Raw genomic sequence first — 21,858 nt, forward strand, 5'->3', positions numbered from 1 at the left:
GGTGGGCGCATGCCCACTATACCCCCGAATTCGTCAACGGGTATGCCCTCGGGGTGCCCCCGGGCGGCGGCCGCCGGGCGTGACACCTACTCCGTGCCGACGCGGGTGCTGAAGGCGTGGCGGCAGGCGCCGGTTCGCGAGGTCACCACCGAATCCGGCCAGAAGGGCTGGCTGGTCACCGGGATGTCCGAGGTCCGGACCGTGCTGTCCGACCCGCGGTTCAGCCGCGCCGAGGCGCGGCGGATCGGTGCGGTGGTCGTTCCGTCGGCGGTCCTGGCCAAGCCCGGCATCAACGATCTCGACGGACCCGAGCACGCGCGGCTGCGCCGCCTGGTGGCAGGAGCGTTCAGCGCCCGCAGGATCCGCGCACTGCGGCCGCGCATCCAGGAGATCGCCGACGAGCTGATCGCGCCGCTGGCCGACGCTGGCCCGCCGGCCGACCTGGTCGCCGGCCTCTGCCGCCCGTTGCCGCTCACAGTGATCTTCGAGATCCTCGGTGTCCCGCAGGAGGACCGGGCACGCTTCAGCAACTGGGCCGACCGCGTCATGGCCACCACCGCCTACCCGCCCGGGGAATCGCTGAAGGCGCTCGAGTCGGTGGTTTCCTACATGACCGACCTGGTCGCGGCCAAGCGTTGCACCCCGGACGACAGCCTGCTCCAGGAGCTGATCACGGCCCGCGACGAGGAGGACCGGCTGAGCGAGGAGGAGCTCGTCCACCTCGGGTGCGGCCTGCTCATGGCCGGCAATGAATCCACCGCGACCGAGCTCGGCAAGGGACTGGCGGCCCTGCTGGACAACCCGGCTCAGCTCGCGGCGCTGCGCGCCGACCCCGCACTGGTGCCCGCCGCCGTGGAGGAAGTACTGCGGTACGCGCCGCTGAGCGCCCGTGAGAACGCCGGCCAGGTGCGCGCCACCACGTGCGACGTCGAACTCGGCGGTGTGCTGATCCCCGCGCAGAGTGTGGTTTTCGCCAGCTTGCCCGGCGCCAACTTCGATCCGGGGGCGTTCCCCGATCCCGAGCGGTTCGACATCACCCGCCCGGACACCGGCGGCCACGTCACCTTCGGGTACGGCGCGCACCGCTGCCTGGGTGCCCAACTGGCCCGGATGGAACTGGAGGTGGCGTTCAGCGGTGTGCTCGCCGCCTTCCCCGATATGCGGTTGGCCGTCCCCGCCGAGGAACTGGCCAACGCCCGGGGCCGGCTGATCAGCGGGATGCAGGCGCTGCCCGTCACCTGGTGATTCCGCACACACCGCCTTCCGTGTCCGACCGTGAAAGAGGATGAGCTGATGCCCGATCAGATGGCCACTCCCGGAACTCCGGAGCAGACGGCCGAGGCCCCGCCGTCGAAGGAGGTGGCCGGCTTCTACAACGATCTCAGCGGTCTGCTGACCGAGTTGTTCGGCGGGAGCCTCCACGAGGGCTACTGGAGGTCCCCGGACGACCCGGCGACGATGGCTGAGGCCTCCCGGCAGCTCACCGATCTGCTGACGGAGAAGCTGCAAGTGAAGCCGGGGGACCGGGTCCTCGACCTCGGGTGCGGATCGGGCGCTCCGTCCATCAGGCTCGCTCGGACGACGGGCGCGCAGGTGGTGGGCATCACCAACAGCGCGGTGCAGATCGAGGCCGCCGTCCGCAACGGACAGGAGGCGGGACTGGGCGACCGGGTGTCCTTCATCTGCGCGGACGCGACGGTCCTGGACTTCGAGGCGGAGTCGTTCGACGCCGTCCTGATGATCGAGTCGATCTTCCACTTGCCGGACCGGCTCGGTGCGCTGCGGGAGGTGGCGCGGGTGCTCAGGCCCGGTGGCCGGGTGGCTCTGACCGACCTTCTGGACCTGGACCCTGCGCCGGCCCCGATGGAGCAGGCGGTGGGCGATCTGGCCGAGCACTCGCGGGAGCAGGGCCACGCCGCCCTGGTGGCCAAGCCGGTCCGTCTGGAGGAGTACTCCTCTCTCCTGGAGCAGGCCGGTCTGGTGTTGGTCGAGCGGAACGACGTCACCGAGCACACGGTGGCCCCGACCCTCGCCTGCCTGCGGCAGAGGCTCGCCGACGACCACGCGGAACTCGTGCGCACGTACGGGGGTCAGGTCGTGCGGCAGTACGAGTCCGTCCTTCCCCTCCTGGAGAAGGCCGGATTCGGCTACGGCGTGGTGGTCGCCGCCGCCCCGAGCGGCCGTGACGAGCACTTAGCCTGACGGTTAGTCAGGCCGTGCCGCTCCGCGCCGAGTTGACGAGTGGGCATGTGCCCACTTAGAATGGGCGCATGCCCACTAACTCGAACAGTGAAGTCCACCAGCAGCGACAGGTGGCGGAGTCGTTCGGTGCGGACGCTGAACGTTACGACCGGGCCCGGCCCCGCTACCCCGAGCCGATGGTGGAGCAGATCGTCGCCGGCAGCTCCGGCCGCGAGGTCCTCGACGTCGGTACCGGCACCGGCATCGCCGCCCGTCAGTTCCAGAAGGCCGACTGCAGCGTGATCGGGGTCGAGCCGGACGAGCGACTGGCCGAACTGGCGCGCCAGTTCGGCCTGGAAGTCGATGTGGCGACGTTCGAGGACTGGGAGCCGGCCGGTCGGCGGTTCGACGCGATCGTGGCCGCTCAGGCCTGGCACTGGGTCGACCCGGTCGCGGGAGCGACCAAGGCCGCGCAGATCCTGCGTCCCGGTGGCCGCCTGGCGGCCTTCTGGAACGTCTTCCGGTTTCCGCCCGAGGTGGCGGACACGATCGCCGACGTCTGCCAGCGTGTCATGCCCGACGCGCCCTTCGACTTCCGGACGATGCTCAAGGGCGCCATGGACGGATACCAGGCATTCTTCGCCAAGACCTCCGACGGGATCCGCGAGGCGGGCGGCTTCGGTGAGCCGGAGCAGTGGCGCTTCGACTGGGAGTGGACCTACAGCCGCGATGCCTGGCTGGACCAGATGCCCACGCTGGGTGCCTTCACCCGGCTCCCGGCGGACAAGATGGCGGAGGTGCTGGAAGGCGCCGGGGCCGCCATCGATGCCATGGGCGGAAGCTTCACGATGAACTACGCGACGGTGGCCGTCACCGCGGCGCGCCCCGTTGCCTGAAGCCGCCGGCCCGCTGCGTCCGACATCGCAGGGGGCGTCGGCGGCGGAAGGTGAATCCCGCGGCCGCCCGCCCGAGCTGGGCAGGGTGGCCGCGGCATCGCTCGCCGCACCGCGGACCTGGGCACTCTGCCGGATTCCTTGGGAAGGGCGTCATGAGAGTTCTGGTGCTGGGTGGAACGCACTTCGTGGGACGCAGCATCGTCGGCGCCGCGCTGGAGCGCGGTGACGAGGTCAGCATCCTCAACCGGGGCAGTCGCCCGGCCGGTGAGGAGGTCGAGTCGCTGATCGTCGACCGGACCGACCCGAAGGCGCTGAGCCGAGCGGTCGGCGACCGGAAATGGGACGTGGTGATCGACACCTGGACCGGTGCGCCCCGGGTCCTGAGCGACTCCTGCGCGCAACTGGTGGACCGGGCCGGTCACTTCGCATATGTCTCCAGCTGGGTGGTGTACCGGCCGCCGGTTCCCGGTGGGGCCGACGAGAGCGCGGCCACGATCGACGGCGATCCGGACGACGAGGCCGACGGCTTCTATCCGGTCGCCAAGCGCGGCTGCGAGCTCGCCGTCCAGCGCGCCTTCGCCGACCGCGCGCTGATCACCCGCCCCGGGCCGATGTTCGGCCCCTACGAGGATGTCGGTTCGCTGACCTGGTGGCTGCGCCGTATCCGTCGCGGCGGGCGGGTCCTGGCTCCCGGGCGTGCGGACGACCCGTTCCAGTACGTCGACGTGCGCGACCACGCGCCCTGGCTGCTGGACGCCGCGGAGCGCGGCACCGGCGGGGTGTTCAACACCGTGTGTGGCCGCGGCCGTTGCACGATGGGCGAGTTGCTGGAGACGATGCGGGAGGTGACCGGCTCCGACGCGGAGCTGGCCTGGGTCGGTGACGACGACCTCCTGGCCGCGGGCGTCCGTCCCTACGTCGACATCCCGCTGTGGCTCCCCGCCGCCATGAGGGGAGGCATCAACGACGTCGACGTCTCGGCGGCCCACCGCGCCGGGCTCGACACCGGCCGCCCGCTCCGGAACACCCTGGCCGACAGCTGGTCCTGGCTGGAGCGTGAGGGTGAGCCGCCGTGGCAGGGTGCGACGACTCGGGGGCTGGACCCGGCCGTCGAGCAACGCGTACTGGACCAGGTCCTCTGAACGCTCCGCGCGGAGTCGGCGGAGCAGCGGATGACAGCGTGACCGGCAACGACGATGGGGTCGGCCATGGCACACCGACGGCATCCTGCCCGGCGGCAGCCGTGGTCGAACCGATGGAGGGAAAATGACGAGGGGTGCGGGGTCGCCGGCGGGCCGTCTCTCCCAGCAGGAGGCGGAGGACGGCTTCTACAACGACACAAGTGAGTTTCTGGCCGAACTGTCGGGTGGAAGCCTGCACATGGGCTACTGGGAGTCCCCGTCGGACCGTGCGACGATGGCCGAGGCATCCCGGCGGCTCACCCAACTCATGGGGGATCGGCTCAAGATCGGCCCGGGGGACCGGGTCCTCGACATCGGCTGCGGGACGGGCGCGCCGGCGATCCAGCTCGCGCAGTCGACGGGCGCCGTGGTCGTCGGGGTCACCAACAGTCCGGTCCAGGCCCGGCTGGCCACGGAGCAGGCTCGGGAAGCCGGAGTCGCCGACCGAGTGAGCTTTCGCTGCGAGGATGCCGGGGAACTCGACTTCCCGCGGCGGTCCTTCGACGCGGTCTGGCTGCTCGAGTCGATCATGGCCATGCCGGACCGGCTCGCCATGCTGCGGCAGGCGGCAACCCTCCTCAGGCCCGGCGGGCGCCTTGCCCTCACCGACTTCCTGGACAGGACTGCGTCATCCTTCGGCGCGCAGCAGACCGACGCGCCGCAGTACGCGGTGCTGCTGGGCAAACTGATGTTGCTTCAGGACTATCCGGTGCTGCTCCAGGAAGCCGGCCTGGTGCCCGTCGAGATGACCGACGTCAGCGACCGGACGGTGGCCCGGACCTTGGGCTGCATGCGTCGGACACTGGAGGGCGACCGCGCGTCGCTCACACGGCGGTTCGGCGCTCAGGTCGTGGACCGGTTCGACGGCATCGTCCTGCGCCTGGAGGCCGCCGGATTCGGCTACGGCATCGTCGTCGCCGACCGGCCCGGGCACTAGGCACAGACCAGGGCGCCGCAGCGAGCCGGCCCGCATCAGTCCCTTCCGGGCGGTTGCGGGCCGGCTCGTGCGTGCGCGGGCAGGACGGCGGCAGGACCGCGGCACGCTACGGCTGCACGAACCCGACCTCGGGGAAACGCGGAGAGGGCTTGTCGAACAGTGTGCTCGGGACGCCGCGCAACTGCAGGTCGAGGAAGGCGCCGACGTAGGCGCGGGTGATCTCGGTGGCACGCTCACCCGAGACGGTCCCGAACATGGCGGGGGCCAGGGCGGGCGGGATCACCTTCGTCAGATCGAAGTGCTCGTACAGCCAGTGGGCGTCGCTGAAGGACATGTGGCCGGCGGTGGGAACACTCAGCCAGCGCTTCCAGTCGGCGAAACCGGCCCAGCGGTCGGCCCAGTTGGCCGCAGGAGTGCCTCCGGCCGTGGGCCACTGGGCGCCGAGGAGCAGCACCGGCCGCGCCAGCGGTTGCGCGGGCGGCGGCGTGACGAAGGTGCCCTCCATGTTGACGGCGGCGTCGACGCGCGGGTCCTGGGCCGCGGTCTCGACGGCGCTCGAACCACCGACGGCATGGCCGACGACGGCGATCCAGGAACGGTCGACCAGGAATCCGGAGCGGGGACCGGCCAGCCGGTCGAGGAGGAAACGTACGTCCTTCACACGGCTGCGGACGACATCGGGGCCGCCCTGGCCGGTGCAGTTCAGGCAGGGTTCCAGACGGCCCCCGGGGAACTCGACGACCGCTTCGTAGGTGTGGTCCAGTGCGGTCACCAAGTAGCCCTTGGAGGCGAGGTCCTCGGCCAGCGCCGTCAGGGAGACGCGGCTCATTCCGAATCCGGGGGACAGGACGACCAGCGGATGCCGTCCGGGCAGCGGGACCGCGTCAATGGTCGCGTGGGTGCGCACCGTGCTGAGTGCGTCCGTGCCGAAGGCCGTCGTGGACAACTGCGCGGACATGAAAGGAGCTTTGCGGTCCGAGGGGACGGACGCCGGGTACCAGACGGTGGCCATCAGCTCCCGGAAGTTGATGTCCGGCTTCCACGGGTCGGGTCGTGACGTGTCCTTCATATGGAGCGTCCTGGTGCCGACCGGCCGGTTGCCCGTCGGCGCGGGCAGCTCGGGACCGGTGGCGGTGGCCGGCGTCAACGGCTGGGCAGGAGCCGCAGACGCGGACGGCGCGCCCGTCACCAGCAGTAGTCCGAGGAGAGCGGCCAACGGGGCGACAAGGCGTATGAATCGTTGGGGCATGGACCTCACGCTACAAGGAAATGGGCAATTGCCCACCCCATTTTGTCGAAGAGGCGTGCGATTCCTTGTTGTTGCTCCCCGAACGATGCGCGGCTCTTGCGATGACGCACCGCGTCGAGGGCTGGCGCCCCTGCAGCGGGGACGGCAAGCGCTCCTGGAATCGCGGAAGTTGTGTTTCAGTCGTGCCGGGTGCCGGGTGCCGGGTGCCGGGTGCCGGGTGCCGGGTGCCGGGCGTGGAGTGCCGGGCGCAGGGCGCGGGCCGACGCCGGCCCACTCTGTTGCCGTTTCCGGAACATGGGCGGAGTGCGCGTCCGGAGGCGTCATGGATGTGGCAGCGGCGGAACGGGCAGCGCGGCGCGGCCCCCGGCGGGGGCGATGGCCGGACCCGCTCCTGCCGTGGCAGCGCCGTACCCGGGGCCTCCGTACCCGGATCGGGATTCGGCTGGGTGAAGGCGGACCTCCCCGTGGAGATCCTTTCGCTCCTGGGGCTGTCCTTCCTGCTGTTCCTCGCGGGTCTGGAGACAGACGTCCACCGACTGCGTGGGCGAAGGCTCCGGCTCGCCCTCGGCGGCTACGGATTCACCCTGGCCATCGGTGCGGTGGCGGGGCTCGGCTTCGGAGCAGCGGGCTGGGTGGAAAGTCTGGTGCTCATCGCCATCACCCTGTCGGGAGCGTCGTCGGGCCTCATCGCTTCGGTACTCAAGGGCGCCGGCGTCACGAGACCGATCTGGGCCAGACCGCCATGGCAGGGGGTGCCATGGCCGATTTCGGAGCGGTCATCCTGCTGTAGCTGCGGCTGATCACGCCCATCAACGCGGCTGCTCTGACCTGCGCCGGCGTGGTGTCGGTACTTGTGTTCCCAGCCACGGCGGTGAAGCTGCTCAAGGGGAAGGCACCGGCACCGGGCCCGGACAGCACCCCATCGGGGAGCTCATCGGCTGATGCGCCGGCATGAACCGGCCCGGACCCCCTCACGCCGGCCGTTTCCCCCAACAGAGAGTCCTGCCGTGAAGTACAGCAACGACACGCATCTGCCCAGTGCCATACGGATCACCGGAGCCCGGACCAACAACCTCAAGAACGTCGATATCGAGGTGCCGTTGTGGCGGCTGGTGCTGCTGACCGGTCTTTCGGGCTCCGGCAAGTCGTCGCTGGCGATGGGGGTGATGTACGGGGAGGGCTCCCGCCGCTACCTCGACGCCCTGTCCGCGTACACGCGCCGGCGCATCGGCCAGGTCGCCCGTCCCGATGTCGACCGGATCGAGTTCCTGCCCTCCGCCCTCGCCCTGCACCAGCGTCCACCGGTCCCCGGACGGCGCAGCACCGTGGGCACGACATTGCCGACGTCCTCGCCCTGAACTCTCCGGCGGAGAGGCGCAGCGCCTGCGCCTGTCCACCGGCCTGAGCAAACGCCGTCCCGGCAGCCTCTACGTCTTCGACGAGCCCTCCATCGGCCTGCATCCCCGCGACGTCCGCACACTCCTCGGCGTCCTCGATCAACTCCTCGACCTCGGCGCCACCGTCGTCGTCATCGACCACGACCTCGATGTCATCGCCAACGCCGACCACGTGATCGACATGGGCCCCGGCGCCGGCCCCGGCGCCGGCCCCGACGGCGGCCGCATCGTCGCCCAGGGCACACCGGCGCAGCTGATGAGGAACCAGGACAGCCGGACCGGCCACTGGCTCGAACGCCATCTAGGAGACCACGTCGGGGATGCGAGTTCGGGGTGACACAGAACTCCGGACTCCGCAGGCCGACGCGACTTCGGAGCACTCGGCCGGACGGGAGCCCGCCCGCAAAGAGCCCGCCATGTCCGCACGCGGTTTCGTGGCGGGAGTTTTTCTAAGGCCGTCCGTGAAAACGGACGGCTTCCCGCAGTGCGGCCTTCGCCCCGTCGATGTCGGCGAGTCGGGCGGCGACTGTGGCCATCGCGAGTCGCTCGGGCAGTGCGGTCGAGAATTTCAGACCGTGCACCGCACGGCGGTCGACGTCCGGCAGCACTATTGCCTCATCACCGGCCGTGGCTTCGCGGGCGGCGCGCCACATTTCGGGCGTCAGGTCCTCGCGCAGCCTCAGCGAGCAGTCCGTGGGTCGCTGGACGGGATCGGCAATCGACCGGAGCGTTGCTGCGAGAGTTGCGTTCGCGCGGAAGCCGGCCCACGTCCACCAGCGAGTATCGCCCCCCATCCGCGCCACCAGTGTCCCGCCGGGGTCTACAAGGTCAGGGGCGTCTTCCTCCCGCCACGCGGCCAGGCATGCTTCAGCGCGTCGCGTGAGCGACACCGGAGGTTCGGCCCCCAGGAGTACGTCCCGCATCGCACGTGTGAGGGAGTAGGAGAGTCCCGCGACGGAACTGCTGGTCCATTTGGCGACACCACCACCCTCAGTCGGCTCGACGAAGACCCGTCTGCGTCCCCAATCGATGAACATCACTTGCCAACTGCGTCCGCCTAGTAGGAGCCGACGGGGGCCGGCACGTTCCTCGGACAGGATGGAGGGATCTATCTGCCCGATCTCTGTGCGCCCGGCGAAGACAGTGAACTGCGGGGGCGCAGTGAACGACGCGGTCAGCTCGATGAAATGCCGTCGGCCGAAGCGCCGTTCGGCCTCGGGACCTATGAACAGCAGCCCTCCGTCCCGGTCGAGGAAGCCATCCGTGATCAGGTGGTGGAGGATGGGCGTGGCCGAGCGGTCGAAGGGAGCCAGCCCGTTCCACTCGTCGGGCCACACCGCGTCGCCGATCGTGTGCTCTTGGAGGACCAGGGCCAAGAGCTGCTGCGCCACCAGGTGGCGTGGATCGGGCGGTGCGGACACCGGCTCGACCCATCCCCGCCCCCAGAGCAAGAGCAACGCTGCGGCCTGGAGCAGGGTGTCCTTGCGCGTCGCGAGGAACAAGCAGTTGCGTGTGCTGCCCTGGCGGCGCCCCGTGCGTCCAATGCGCTGCAGGAATGAGGCGACGGTGCTGGGCGAGTCGATTTGGATGACGTGGTCCAGGTCGCCGACGTCGATGCCCAGCTCAAGGGTGGATGTGGACACGATGACGCAGTCCCTAGCCTCGGCGAAAGCCTGCTCGGAGCGGGCCCTTTCCTCTGCCGACAGGGACGCGTGTGACAGGAATACCGTTACTTCGCGGTTTCGCAGTGCCGCACCCAGTTGTTCCACCTGCCGCCGCGAGTCGCAGAACACCAGACGCTTCTCACCCCGGTACAGAGCGGCGATGAGTTTGGCGGCGTTGTCAAGGGAACCCACGTAGTCCAGTTCCACATCCCCCGGAGGGCGGGCGTTCTCCGCGGTCGCCGCACCTGAGGGAGCCGCTGGTCCGACGGCGAGCTCCGGTGCGAGGACCCGCCCCGTCCGTTTCCCCGCGCCGGCACCCTGCAGCCAGGTGAGCAGATGATGCGGATTGCCGACGGTCGCTGACAGCCCGATCCGCTGGATGCGCCGCCCGACGACCCGTTCCAAGCGTTCCAGAACGGCCAGCAGGTGCCAGCCGCGGTCGTCCCCCGCGAAAGCGTGCACCTCATCGACGACGACCGCCCGTACTCGGCCCAGCAGATGGGAGTGGTCGGTCTTCACCCCGATGAGCATGGCCTCCAGGGACTCGGGTGTGGTGAGCAGAACGTCCGGTCGCTCGGTGCGGATGCGCTGCCGCTGTGACTCCTTGGTGTCCCCGTGCCACAGCGCTGCGCGGCGACCCAGCCACTGGACGTAGGAGTCGATGCGCGTCACCAGGTTGTTGAGCAGCGCCTTGAGGGGGCACAGGTAGAGCACGGAGGTGCCGGTCCAGCGCCGTTCGGACATGGCGGACAGCAATGGAAAGCAGGCAGCCTCGGTCTTGCCGCCTGCCGTCGGGGCGAGCAGCACCGCGTCTTCGCCGTCCATCAGCGGATGGATCGCCGCGCGCTGCAAGGGGCGCAGGTCGGGCCAGCCGAGCGTGTTCACCACGTGGTGGAGGACGACGGGATCGAGCCGGTCCAAGGGGTCGTCCTGGTCCGAGCGGCGAGCACGGCTATGCGGCGCGGTGGCTGCAGAGTCTCCTGTGCCGGTCATCACACGTCCAGTTCGACGTCGTCCGCCATCGCAGCGGCCGCGGCATTCCGCTCCACACGGGTGAGTTCGCTGCCGCTTACCGTGAGCCGGTAGTGCTGCCTCGGGTCGAATTCTTCGAACTGGTCGATTCGGTCGAGGACATCGCCCACCAGTTTCTTCAGGAACAACCGGGGGGCCACCCCGACCCTGCCGCCGAGCGCACCGGTGACCGCTCGGGCGAGATCGGCGAGGTAGCGGTCATCCGCGAGAGCCTTGATGCGGCCGGGCGCGCCAGCTCCCGAGGCGTAGAGATCGCGGATGGTTTCGCCGAGGCCCACCAGAGACTCCTGGGTGAAGCCGGGCAGCCGCAACTGCACGGCGCGGGGATTGTCGAAGCGCGGATCGGTGGTGAAATCGGTGGCCAGCCTCTGAGCGAGTGGAGCAAGTCGTTGTACGCCCTGTGGGCCGTCGTAGAAGGCCGGGGTGCCGGTGATCACCAGATACAGGCCGGGAAAGCGGCCCGAGTGCACCTCGTCAATGAGCTGGCGCAGCGCGTTGAGCGCCTTGTCACGGGCGTCCGACCGCACCCGCTGGAGGGTTTCGACTTCGTCCAGGACGACGAACAGCCCCCGGTGCCCCGAGTCACGCAGCACCGTCAGCAGCCCCTGCAGAAAGCCCAGAGCTCCGAAGTGGTCGAGATCGCCGCGGACTCCTGCGGAGCGCCGTGCCGCCGCGGCCACGTGGGGCTGTCCGCCCAGCCAGGCCATGATCGCCGCCGCTGTCGCTTCGTCGCCCTCTGCGAGTGCGGTCCGGTAGCCGCGCAGCGCTGTCGAGAAGGACGGAGCGTGCCGCGACACCTCGGCCAGGCGGGCGGTCAGAAGGCGCTCGACCTCATCTGCGAGGCCGCCCTCGCCTGCCCCGGCCGCGAGGGCGTCTTCCTCGAGGGCGTAGAACCAGGCGTCCACAACCGGCCGGAGCGCGCTCGGCGGAAAGCTGGCCGTAGCCAGTCGCTCGGTGAGGCGCCTGTACACGGTTTCCAGTCTGTGCAGCGGGGTTTCGGTCTCCGAGATCTGGATCTCGGAGACGGCGAAGCCGGCGCGCTTGGCCCGCTCGCCGAGCCACCGGGTGAAGAACGTCTTGCCGGAGCCGTACTCGCCTCTTACGGCCTTGAACACCGATCCGCCAGAGGCGGCCGAATCCAGCTCGGCGTCGATGGCAGCCTCGAACCGGCCCAGGCCGGTGGCCAGTTGATCCAGACCGCTCTCGGGGACGGCGCCACGTCTCAGCGCGTCGATCACGGTACGGCGCCGCGCCGCGCTGGCGTTGGCAGGGCGGAATGGCTCAACGGTACTCACGTCACCAGTGTCCCATCGTGGTCGGAACCGTGAAGGGTGGCCGAAGTTGAACGTTCGTCGGATGGCTGCGTTGACGGCCGCCGACACCGTTGGTCTAATCGCTGCCCGCTCGCGAGACGTAAGCAAGAACGGCAAGGGTGGGGTACCGGCACGTGGCAGGACTCGACAACGTACGGCTGAAGACACTCCTCGCTGATGTGGCATCGGGGGCGCTCCAGCTCCCCGATTTCCAGCGCGAGTGGAAATGGCAAGACGATCGAATTCGGGCCATTGTTGCCACGGTTACGCTCGACTATCCCCTGGGCGTGGTGATGACCTTGGAGACGGGCGGCGATTCCCGCTTCCGGGCCCGTGCCCTCACCGGTGCGCGCATGGCGGTGGAGATGGAGCCCGGCCTGCTGCTCCTCGACGGTCAGCAGCGTCTCACCTCGCTGTTCCAGGCGTTGTTCCAGGACGGCCCGGTCGAGACCGATGACGCCCGGGGCAATCCCGTCAAGCGCTGGTACTACGTGGACATCGTCAAGGCCACCGGCTCTCCCACGGACCGCGACGAGGCGATTGTCTCCGTTCCGGAAGACAAGGTCCTGCGCACCAATTTCGCCCGTGACATCGTGCACGACCTGACGAGTACCGAGGGGGAGTGCGCGGCCGGACTGTTCCCGCTGCACATCGTGTTCGACACCCCGAGGGTCAACGCCTGGCGTCGGGTGTACGAGAGGGAGGATGAGTCCCACCTCGACCGGTGGAGCCGATTCGAGGAGCAGGTGCTCGAGCACGTCCGCTCGTTCCAGGTCCCGATGATCAAGCTGGCCGCCTCCACCTCCATGGACGCCGTCTGCGCGGTCTTCGAGCGCGTGAACACGGGCGGCGTCCCGCTCAACGTCTTCGAGTTGCTCACCGCTACGTATGCGGGAGACCGGGCCTACCGGGAACGGACCGGGGACTACTACCAGCTTCCGCAGGCATGGCAGGCGGTGAAGGAGGAACTGGCAGGCCGCTACCCGGTCTTCGGCCGACTGGAGTTGGGCATCGACGACGGTTTGAGCAGCAGCGACTTTCTGCAGGCCGTCGCGCTGGTCCGCACATGGCAGCTCAAACAGGAAGGCCGAGGCACCGGGGTCTCATGCAAGCGGCCCGACCTGCTGGAACTGCCTCTCGCCGATTTCGAATCGCTCGCACCACGGCTGGCCGACGCTTTCGCCTGGGTCGGTGCCTTCCTCGAGAAGCAGTGCATCGTGCGGGCCAGCGATCTGCCCTATCGCACGCAGCTGGTTCCGCTCGCCGCTGTCCGTGCCATTCTCCGCGACGCCACCGACTCCCTTGGCGCCGAGGACATGATCACCCAGTGGTACTGGTGCGGCGTGCTCGGTGAGATGTACGGGGGCTCGACCGAGACACGCTTCACCCGCGACGTCGAGCAACTCGTCGGCTGGATCGGGGGCCGCGGCGTCGCTCCCGAGACCGTTACCGACGCCTACTTCTTCCCCGAGCGGCTCGACACCCTGACCACCCGCAACAGTGCTGCCTACAAGGGCATTTACGCCCTGCTGATCAAGCAGGGCGCGGTGGACTGGCACTACACGGACGCTCCTCTCAAGCCGGCGCTCCTGGACGAGTACGGGGTCAACATCTGCCAGGTCTTCCCGCGAGGCTGGGTGCGCAGGAGCCGGTCCGGGAGCAGCGGCTTCCCGGCGAACTCCATCGTCAACAAGACACCGCTCTCCCTGCGCGCCGCCCAGTCCCTCACTGGTCCGCCGGCCGCCTACCTCGACTCCCTGGCCGCCGCCTCCGACCTGCGCCGAGAGTGGTTCGACGACGTCATCGCCACCCATCTGATCGACCCGTATCTGCTGCGTACCAACGACTACGAGGCGTTCTACTCGGCGCGTGCGAAGCAGTTGGAGGACATGGTGTACGCGGCCATGGGCAAGCGGACGATCCTGCGCGACATCACCGACGAGAAGGCTGCCCGGTGAGCAGGAGGCCGACCCGGGCCGAACTCCTGGTCCTCAAAGGCACAGAAGTGTCCCTGGAGAAGCTCCTCGATCTCTTCGGGGTCCGGGTCCGCCGGCCCTGGAACGTGCACGACATCGGCCAGGCGCTGGCCGACGCGGGTCTCGCCACGCTCCCGGACTTCGCCACCTGCGGTGCCCGGGAGCGAGTGCAGATCGTCGCACTCGCCGCCGCGCCGTCACCGTCCGGTGAGCCCGAGGAAGGCGCCGCCGAGGACTCGCTGCCGTCCGGCGCGCTTCCCCGGCGCATGCGGATCGGCGACCTACCGTCCGCCAGTGGCGGAGTGCAGTGCGTATCGGCCAACACTCCGCTGTCCCAGGCGACGTACCTGATGCGCCACCGCGGCTACGGGCAACTTCCCGTCACCACAGGCATGACGACTCTCCACGGCGTGATCACCTGGCGCTCCTTGGCGCTTATGTACGAGAAGGGCAAGGAGGTGGCGCTCGAAAACGCCATGCAGCAGGACTCCTTGCCGGTGGCCGATGCCCGGCAGGAGTTCTTCGCCTGCCTGCCGATGCTCACGGAGCAGGGCTATCTCCTGGTGCGAGGCGAGGACGGCGGGCTGTCCGGGCTCGTCACGCCGGCACACGTCGTGGACCGCTTCGAGAGTGCGGCGCGCCCCTTCTTCCAGCTCGGGGAGATCGAATCACTGCTCCGCAGGTGGCTGGGCGCCAAGCTCACCGGAGAGGCGATCAGGTCGGTCCAGAACAACAGGAGAGCTGAACGCCGCTCGGAGAGAGTCGACGATCTGACGTTCGGCGACTATGTGCGTCTGCTGGACGGACAGCAGCGCCAGGCGGCGATGGCCCAGCAGGCCGACCTCAACTGGATCGCGATGCAGGCCGAGTTCCTGGATCGCGCCCAGTTCGTCCGTCACCTCCAACGGGTGGGGGACATCCGCAACCGCATCGCCCATTTCGACGCGGAACCGCTTCCGGCCGAAGCCATGCGCGAACTGACAGCCTTCACCGCCCTGTTGCGCGACTGCGTCGCCTGACACACATCACAGACCGAACTGCTCACGCAGCAGGCCCCGGTGGAGCCGCAGTGTCCGACCGTCCGGCAGGGTTTCCAGCACCTGCACACCGTCGTAGTTGAGGAGCTGGCGCAGCACCGCGGCGAAACCGTCCGCACGGGTGGCGGGGAAGTCGACGCGCTGTGCCAGCGCGCTCACGGGCAGCGTGCCGCCCGAATCGAGGAGAACGCGGACCGCCTGCCGGAACCTCTCCATGTCTCCCTCGCGCGGCTTGCGGGCCAGGAGCTCCATCTGGTCCCGGAAGGGGTCCGACGCGAAGAGGGCCCCGATCAGCGCTTCCGCCGCAGGGACCTGGGCCGGGGTGCCAGCGGCCTTGCCGCCGTCGTCCACGGGGACCGCGGAGACTTCGAACAGGGAGTCGTGCGTGTCGGCCAGCTCGGCTTGCACCTTGGACAACTTCTGGCGAGAGGGCTTCTTCGCCACGGGGACGGGGGCCGGGACGACTTCCGCCGTGCCCGGCTCCGGGGCCTGCTCGTCGAGCCGCCACCAGGATGGCCGCTGGTCGCCCAGTTCCCGCCACCCTCGCGGTGGCGTCGCGCCGAAGGGCAGGAATGCGAGTACCGGCACGGCGACTTCGGCGAGGGACGCTCCACCGTTGCAGTCGCCTTCGGGCACGATGTAGTGCGAGTTCGCGTCCCACAGGGCGACGATCGGGGTACCCGCCTCGGGCCGGACGACGCGCGGCCCTGAGAGCACGATCTCGGATGCGTCCAGGGCCCCGCCGGGCAGGCGATGGCGCGGCGATTCCGGGGCTTCGGCGTGGACCTTCGTGGCGTGCCGGTCCACCACGTGACCGTGGCCGCTCGTCATGAGCACAGCCATGCCCTCGACGGCGGCCACCTGAAGCAGGTCGAGGAGTCCGGAGACCCGATGGGCCCGCCAGACTCCGTCACCGCGCTTCTGGCCCCCGGCGGTCCGGTCGTCGCTGCAGCTCAGGACAACTGCCACATGGGTGCCCCCATCGGCGAGTGCCGCGGCAAGTTCGGGACCGAAGGTCTCCCCGGGGCGCTCGGACCGCAGGTCGTCCTCGTGGAACACCGCTGCGGACGCCCCACCCCACAGCTCCTGAGCGGGAAAGAGCCGTTTCTCGTCGTCTTGCGTCCCCTGCAGCAGAGTGCCCGCGAACAGCGACGTACGCGAGACGGCGGGAAGCGAGGGCAGGGCTGCGGCCATGCCCCGCCGCCGGGGCGCACCCTCCGCCACCGGGTCGAACTCCGCCCAGGAGGCACGGAGTTCCTCGCCCAGCTCGCTCGCGATCGCCGCGCTCATCCCGTCCAGGACGAGCAGGAGGATGCGCCGCCCGCCCTCCGCGCGGACGATCGGTTCGACGACCCGGCCGAGGAAGGACTCCACCGTCAGCAGAGAACCCGGCGGTGTGCCCGCAGCGGTCCACGAGGCCAGCGTGTGCGCGAAGTTCCGGTCGATCTCGTGACGCCGTGCCCGCGCGCGAGCGGCGAGCCGGTCGTACGCGGTCCCCAGTACGGGGTCGGGGTCGCCGCCGGCCTCGATGTACTCCAGGGCCTGGTCCACCCACCCTGTCTCCGTGATGTGGCGCTCGATGCAGATGTCCGCGGTACCGGGCCCGACGGATGGGTCGCCCGCGAGCCACTGGGTCAGGCGTTGGCCCATACGAGTCCGCTCGATCCTTACCTGCGCCTCTGCGCCTTCGGCACGCTTGTGCGCGTTCAAGGACCGGACCGCCTCGGCGACGGGTTCCGGGCGCATGGTCCGGAGAGCCCGCCCCACCGCTGTGAACCTGGCTTCCAGTCCCGCCGGCAGCAGCGGGCTCGCCTGGGCGGCGGATTCCGCGCCGAATCGGCGGACCAGAGCGGACGCGCGGTCCAGGACGGTGTCACTGGTGCGGCGTGCCTCCCGGGCTTCGTCCGTGTCGGTGCCGGTGCCGCGTGCCGCCGTGGTGAGCAGCACAGCGACGTACTCCTCGCAGGCCTGCGCGAACACGGAGGCGAGGGCGTCGAGTTGTTCTCCGGTCACAGGCGACGGTTCGCCCAACCAGCGCTCGGCGCGGCCCCGTGCTCGGTAGATGTCGGCGTCCGGAGCGGCGTGCAGCCACAGCGCGCCGCACACGAGCCCGAACGCGACCGCCTCCTCGCCGTGCTCGGCCTCGACCAGGGCCAAGAGGGCCTGTCCGGCCAGGCCGGCCTGGTCTCCTTCGCCCAGGAACTCCGCCAGCCCCCTGCGCTCGGGGCCGCGCAGCTCCAGTAGGCGCTGGGGGCCCCCGGAGGAGAGGGACCAGCCGAGCAGGGCATGGGTGTCCAGGGTGTCGCCGGCCCGGGTGCGCCGAGATGGGCCCGGCTCTGCTGCGTACGTGCCGAGCCGCAGTCGTCGCAGCGCGAGGTCGGACAGGGCCTTGCGCCAGGACAGCATGCCTCCGGGGAGGCGGGGCCAGCCGCCCGGCGGGGTTGCGTCCAGCAGGGCCTCCGCGGCCCAGTTCGCGTTCCGGAGCCGCGGATCCACCTGCTCTGCACCGAACGCTTCGCGCACCACGTCCCATCGGTCGACGGTGTCGATGCGCTTCTTGTGCGCGCGGGCCAGGACCGCCGGGTCGAGTTCGCTCGGTTCGCGATCGGTCAGCACGACGAGGACAGCGGGGACGGCCGCATCGGCTTCCCGCTCCGCGAGATGGTCCAGGATCAGTTCGTGGACAGCGAGCGGTGACGGTGCCGCGGTGATCCGGGCTGTACGGCCATCTCCCCACACCGGTTCGGCCGGGCCGTCCCACTGGGGTGCGGAGCGCAGCAGGACCACGCGACGCCGGTCCGCACGGGCGAGGGAGGCTGCCAGCGACGTCTGGGACGACAGGTACTGCGTGACGGTCGCGACATTCAGCCGGGCCGCCACCGAGGTGACCGCTGCACTCATGACTCGACGACCCGCCAGCTGATCTCGATCGCAGCGCCGGGCTCCCGAGCCGCCAATTCAGCTATTTCCGCCTGGAATTCGGTTGCGGCGCGGGCCGCGGTGGTCCGCCGGTCACCGGAGCGGCGCACCCGGCCGGTACCGGATTCCGCGGAGGTCTTCTCGCGTACGGGAGGGTGGCTGCTCGGCTTGTCCAGCGGCATGTCACCCGGGCCCGACGGTGCCGGAACCGGCGGTGGCGGCGCGGGCTGGGGCGTGGCCCGGTTGCGCTTGACCAGGGCGAGCACGTCGCGCTGGGTACGGGTCAGGGCGGCACACAGGTCGTTGGTCCGCTGGTCGCTCTGGGCCACGTTGCACAGCGAGTCGAGCAGAGCCCGGCCCTCGGGGCCCTCACCCGACGCCAGGTCGAGAGTCGTCCAGGACGCAGCGTCCAGCGCTTGCGCCACGGCCTGTGCCTGCGTGATCGACGTGCCGAAGCGTTCGGCGCTGACACGTCCGAGATCGAACCCGGCGAGCGCCTCCACCGTCTTCTTCGCCCCGGCGGCACCCTGGCCCGACGCGCGGGTGACGACGGCGAGCAACTCGGCGGACCGCCGGGCGAGCCCGAGCCGCCCCGTCTCGTCGGTCTCGTCGAGCCGGAGGAAGCCCCCGTGCTCCTCCAACTTCCGTACAAGATCGGCCGCGTGCTCCTGGTGGGAGCGGGCCGCCTCCACGATCTGGCGGGCGAACTGGTGGACCATGCGCCCGCGCCGCAGCGTCGGCGCCGGGCGGCCGAACACCGTCGCGAAGCGTTGCCGGGCCCGCTCCCAGTCCTCCTCGGACGGGAGCGGCTGGCTGCGCAGCGCGTCGTGGTCCTTGATCTGGGATAGCTCGGGTGCTGGGTCGAGCGCCATGCCGCCGCGCACCCACACCCGGTCGTCCATCTCGGCGAACGAGGCGACGACCAGCCTGGCCAGGTCATCGGGGAGTCCGCGCGGCTGCGGCTCGTCCGTCCAGTCGGTGAGCGTGATCAGGCTGAGGTCGCCGGTGGTCCCACGTTCTCGCGCGAGCTGCCGGAAGTGATCGGCCCAGAACCGGGACAGCTCGAAGTACGCCTCCTTCTGCTTTCCCAGCCGCAGCGGACCGACTATGCGCTCCATCAACGTACGGTCTCCGGCGGGGACTTCGGTGCGGCCGTCACGGGCTTCCGCGGCGGCTCGGATGTGCGTGAACACCCTGCGGGTGTCGGCCGCCTTCACGGTCGTACCGGTGTGATCGGGATCGAGATCCGGGTGGTCCGGGAACTGGCCTGCCAGCATCCTGCCCGTGATGTGCCGCAGCCCGTCGCGCAGTGACTGGCCGAAGGAGAGGGTGAGCCCGTCGACCTCGCGCAGCGACTGGAGATGGTCGTTGAAGTCCAGGTGCACATCGCCGGCCTTCTTGTCGGCCAGCCCGTACGCCTGTTTGAAGGCGGCCTTCACCGTGTTGAGCAGAGACTCGCGCTGGGTCTCCAGAAGCCCCTTGGCGCGGGCCCGGCTGTCGGCGTTGAGGTGTCCGGCGTACTGGCTGTCGAAGCGCGCTTCGTCGGCGAGTGCCTTGTCGATGACGACGAGGCGGCAGAAGTCGGCGTACCGCTGGGCGGAGAGGTGGGTCGGAACCCAGGCGACGGTGCGGGACCGCTCGCCCTCCTGCTGCCGCTCGCGCAGCCGCTGTATCCGGTGGACGTCGTCGATCGGCTCGAAGACGCCCTCGTCGTACGGGAGGTCGATGGCGATCCGCCACAGCCCCTCCTGCTGGGGCATCAGGTCGTGGTCGGGCAGGTCGTCCTCGTCGGCGAGGTTTCCGAAGACGACTTCCGCACTGCGGTCCGTGCCGCGCCATACGAAGTCCACACGTCCGATCAACTGGCCCTGATCGATGCCGAGTTCTTCGGACAGCAACCGCTTGGCGAGTGCCTGGCGGTTGCCCGGGTTGTCGTTGACCTTGGCGTTGGCGATCACGGAGTCGACGTCGACCCCGGAGAGTTCGAGGCGGACCCCCGGGTTGGTCTTGGTGCCGGTTTCCTTGATCTCCGGGAAGCGGCCCGCCCACTCGGCGACCTTGTCCTTCAGGACGCCGTATTCGCGCCCCGGGATCGGGGCGACGACGGAGCCGTAGTTGAGGGCGGAGAGCCGGCGGATCGTCAGGTCGGCGAGAGCCGGAACGCTGGGCGCGAGGGCCGACAGCAGCAGGGTGCCGATGATGCGGTTGTCGCCGGTGAACGCCTTCACGCGACCCCGCAGCTCCGGGTCGGTGATGCTGTCCGGGCCGCGGTGCGTGTACTGCTCGACGTCCTCCTCCGACACGGTGTACGTGCCGAGGAGGTACGGGCGCAGCTTCGTCCGGTACAGCTTGTCGGCCGCGTCGAAGACCACTTTCAAGCTGTCGGTGAACGGCTTGTCGCCGCCCGCGGTGATCAGCGGATACAGATCGCCGACGGGGATCAGGTCGCCGAGCTTCAGCTCGTCGCGGTGGTCGGCGAGCAGCTGCCCCATCAGCTTCATACCGGTTCGGTTGCGCTGGAGCGCGGAAGAGACATGGACGAGTGTGTCCATGAAAGCGGGTGAGAAGGGGTACGTGAGCCGGAAGCTCTCCTCGTCGGCCCCCACGCCATCGGCGCCGCGGTCGGAGCCGAGGAGGGTGTCCCACACCTCCTGGCGGATTTTGCGGGTCTTCTCGAACTCGGCGTTGATGAGCGCTGCGGCTTCGGTGTCCTTCGGCTTCAGGAGACGGGCGTGTGCGATCTGGGGGAGGTTCCGGTCCTCCAGAGTGATCTTGTCGAAGCGGCCGGACGCCAGGTTGAGGGTGTCCTGGATGGACGCCTCGGCCGCTCCCGACACCTCCTCGCCGACGAGTTCCCGCAGATCGCGCTGGCGGGCGATGAAGGACACCACGGGTATCGCGCGGCGTGCGTCGCCGCCCTCAACAAAGTTGGTGATCTTGCTGGCCTCGCGGGCCACGAACTTCTCGTCGTGGATGAGGGTGGCGAGCCACAGGATCAGCTCGTCCATGAAGAGGATCAGCCCGTCGTAGCCGAGGGACTTGGCGTGTTCAGCGATCACGGACAGGCCCGCGTCCAGGGATATGAACCCGTGCTCGTCCTCGGCGGCGTTCTTCGCGAAGCCGGGCAGCAGATTGGTGCCGGCGTCCTGGACGAGGCGGGCGCGGAGTTCGGCCGGGGTGGAGGGGCTGACCACGTTGAGGGTCTGGCCCGACTCGTGCACCTCCTCGGCCGCGAGTGCGGTGTCCAGCAGCCCCGGCTCCCAGGCGAACGACTCGCCCCACTCGTCGTCCTCGCCCCCGTCGGCCCCTTCCGGCGAGGCCAGTCCGCTGATGACGGCCTGATCGCCCAGGCGCGCCCGCATGGCCCGGATGGAGTCGAAGAGCGCGTCCGTCCGGTACACCTGCGGCGTCGGCGCGTCCTTGCGCACCTTCTTGACGTGGCTGACGTAGCCGCCGAGGATCCGCTGCTCCAGAGACTTCGCCCCGAGCATGTGGTACGGCACGAGGAGGAACGTCTTCCCGTCCGTGCCCAGCCAGTCGTGCTTGGTCAGCACAGGATCGAAGTCACCGCGGCGGCGGGCCACCGGGCTCCTGCTGAGCAGCGCGTGCAGCACTGCCATGAAGTGCGACTTACCGGAACCGAACGACCCGTGCAGATAGGCCGCCTTGGACGTGTGCCCGTCCACCGCGGACTTGATGAGGCCCAGCGCCTCGTCGAAGTTCTCCAGAAGCCGCTCAGTGACCACATAGTCCTGCAGGGCCTGCTCGGCGCCCTGAGCGGTCGTGGCCTCGGACAACTGGAGGACGTAGTCCGAGGTGGAGATCGACTCCTTGATCTTGATGACTTCGCGGAGCAGAGGCGGCTGCTGGGCCAAGGCCATTGCGGGACTCGCTCTCCTTCCGGCGGCGTGCACGCAGGCGTCGCCGTCCGTGGGCGTCCAGGGCAGGTGTCGAGGGCCTTTCCCCAGGTCCCCTCGGATCATTCTCCTTTATGCGTAGGGGAGTTGGGGCCATCCGCGAGATTCGTCCCCGGGACGCGCACGGGCCGCGGTGAGCGGCGCGTACCGAACCGGCCC

15 protein-coding genes are annotated in these 21,858 nt (G+C 69.7%); 10 read left to right on the top strand and 5 right to left on the bottom strand.

The window, feature by feature from the left end:
- The first annotated feature begins 9 nt into the window (after nt 1-9).
- The 5 genes from AB0M26_RS10080 to AB0M26_RS10100 all read left to right on the top strand — a co-directional run bounded on the left by AB0M26_RS10080 (nt 10) and on the right by AB0M26_RS10100 (nt 5,195).
- Nucleotides 10-1,245: a cytochrome P450 gene (locus AB0M26_RS10080; RefSeq protein WP_365257478.1), complete on the top strand. Its 1,236-nt coding sequence runs from the start codon at nt 10-12 to the stop codon at nt 1,243-1,245.
- 48 nt (nt 1,246-1,293) lie between these two features.
- Complete coding sequence (locus tag AB0M26_RS10085) at nt 1,294-2,202, top strand: methyltransferase domain-containing protein (protein ID WP_365257481.1); 909 nt, start codon at nt 1,294-1,296, stop codon at nt 2,200-2,202.
- Nucleotides 2,203-2,270: 68 nt separating this feature from the next.
- Nucleotides 2,271-3,077 (top strand): class I SAM-dependent methyltransferase, encoded by an 807-nt coding sequence (locus AB0M26_RS10090; RefSeq protein ID WP_365257484.1) that lies wholly within the window; start codon nt 2,271-2,273, stop codon nt 3,075-3,077.
- Between the two features lie 152 nt (nt 3,078-3,229).
- Complete coding sequence (locus AB0M26_RS10095; RefSeq protein ID WP_365257487.1) at nt 3,230-4,219, top strand: NAD-dependent epimerase/dehydratase family protein; 990 nt, start codon at nt 3,230-3,232, stop codon at nt 4,217-4,219.
- Between the two features lie 124 nt (nt 4,220-4,343).
- A complete protein-coding gene (locus AB0M26_RS10100; protein WP_365257490.1) occupies nt 4,344-5,195 on the top strand; it encodes a methyltransferase domain-containing protein in 852 nt (283 codons plus the stop codon).
- A 106-nt stretch (nt 5,196-5,301) separates the two neighbouring features.
- Here the strand turns inward: AB0M26_RS10100 and AB0M26_RS10105 are convergent, their stop codons facing one another.
- Nucleotides 5,302-6,444 (bottom strand): alpha/beta hydrolase, encoded by a 1,143-nt coding sequence (locus AB0M26_RS10105; RefSeq protein WP_365257493.1) that lies wholly within the window; start codon nt 6,442-6,444, stop codon nt 5,302-5,304.
- Nucleotides 6,445-6,770: 326 nt separating this feature from the next.
- Between AB0M26_RS10105 and AB0M26_RS10110 the strand changes: the two genes are divergently transcribed.
- The 3 genes from AB0M26_RS10110 to AB0M26_RS10120 all read left to right on the top strand — a co-directional run bounded on the left by AB0M26_RS10110 (nt 6,771) and on the right by AB0M26_RS10120 (nt 8,178).
- The gene (locus tag AB0M26_RS10110; protein ID WP_365257496.1) at nt 6,771-7,244 is read left to right on the top strand and encodes a cation:proton antiporter; all 474 of its coding nucleotides are present in this window, start codon (nt 6,771-6,773) and stop codon (nt 7,242-7,244) included.
- 207 nt (nt 7,245-7,451) lie between these two features.
- A complete protein-coding gene (locus AB0M26_RS10115) occupies nt 7,452-7,802 on the top strand; it encodes a hypothetical protein (RefSeq protein ID WP_365257499.1) in 351 nt (116 codons plus the stop codon).
- A complete protein-coding gene (locus AB0M26_RS10120) occupies nt 7,693-8,178 on the top strand; it encodes a hypothetical protein (protein WP_365257502.1) in 486 nt (161 codons plus the stop codon). Before AB0M26_RS10115 ends, AB0M26_RS10120 begins: the two co-directional genes overlap by 110 nt.
- A 112-nt stretch (nt 8,179-8,290) precedes the next feature.
- Here the strand turns inward: AB0M26_RS10120 and AB0M26_RS10125 are convergent, their stop codons facing one another.
- Nucleotides 8,291-10,498, bottom strand: coding sequence for a DEAD/DEAH box helicase (locus AB0M26_RS10125; protein WP_365257505.1), 2,208 nt, complete (start codon nt 10,496-10,498; stop codon nt 8,291-8,293).
- On the bottom strand, nt 10,498-11,832 hold the full coding sequence (gene brxD, locus AB0M26_RS10130) for a BREX system ATP-binding protein BrxD (RefSeq protein WP_365257508.1): 1,335 nt from the start codon (nt 11,830-11,832) through the stop codon (nt 10,498-10,500). Before brxD ends, AB0M26_RS10125 begins: the two co-directional genes overlap by 1 nt.
- 152 nt (nt 11,833-11,984) lie before the next feature.
- On the opposite strand from brxD, the gene AB0M26_RS10135 reads away from it, so the two are divergent.
- Together AB0M26_RS10135 and AB0M26_RS10140 are read left to right on the top strand one after the other, a co-directional pair.
- On the top strand, nt 11,985-13,808 hold the full coding sequence (locus AB0M26_RS10135; protein WP_365257511.1) for a DUF262 domain-containing protein: 1,824 nt from the start codon (nt 11,985-11,987) through the stop codon (nt 13,806-13,808).
- Nucleotides 13,805-14,845, top strand: a complete 1,041-nt coding sequence (locus AB0M26_RS10140) for a CBS domain-containing protein (RefSeq protein WP_365257514.1) — start codon at nt 13,805-13,807, stop codon at nt 14,843-14,845. The genes AB0M26_RS10135 and AB0M26_RS10140 overlap by 4 nt, the downstream gene beginning before the upstream one ends.
- Nucleotides 14,846-14,851: 6 nt before the next feature.
- On the opposite strand, the gene pglZ is transcribed toward AB0M26_RS10140, so the two are convergent.
- Entirely contained in the window at nt 14,852-17,764 is a 2,913-nt protein-coding gene (gene pglZ / locus AB0M26_RS10145; protein ID WP_365257516.1) for a BREX-2 system phosphatase PglZ, read from the bottom strand.
- Nucleotides 17,761-21,663 (bottom strand): DUF6079 family protein, encoded by a 3,903-nt coding sequence (locus AB0M26_RS10150; RefSeq protein ID WP_365257519.1) that lies wholly within the window; start codon nt 21,661-21,663, stop codon nt 17,761-17,763. Before AB0M26_RS10150 ends, pglZ begins: the two co-directional genes overlap by 4 nt.
- Between the last annotated feature and the right edge of the window lie 195 nt (nt 21,664-21,858).

The sequence above is a fragment of the Streptomyces sp. NPDC051776 genome (assembly GCF_040681345.1).
Lineage (GTDB): Bacteria > Actinomycetota > Actinomycetes > Streptomycetales > Streptomycetaceae > Streptomyces.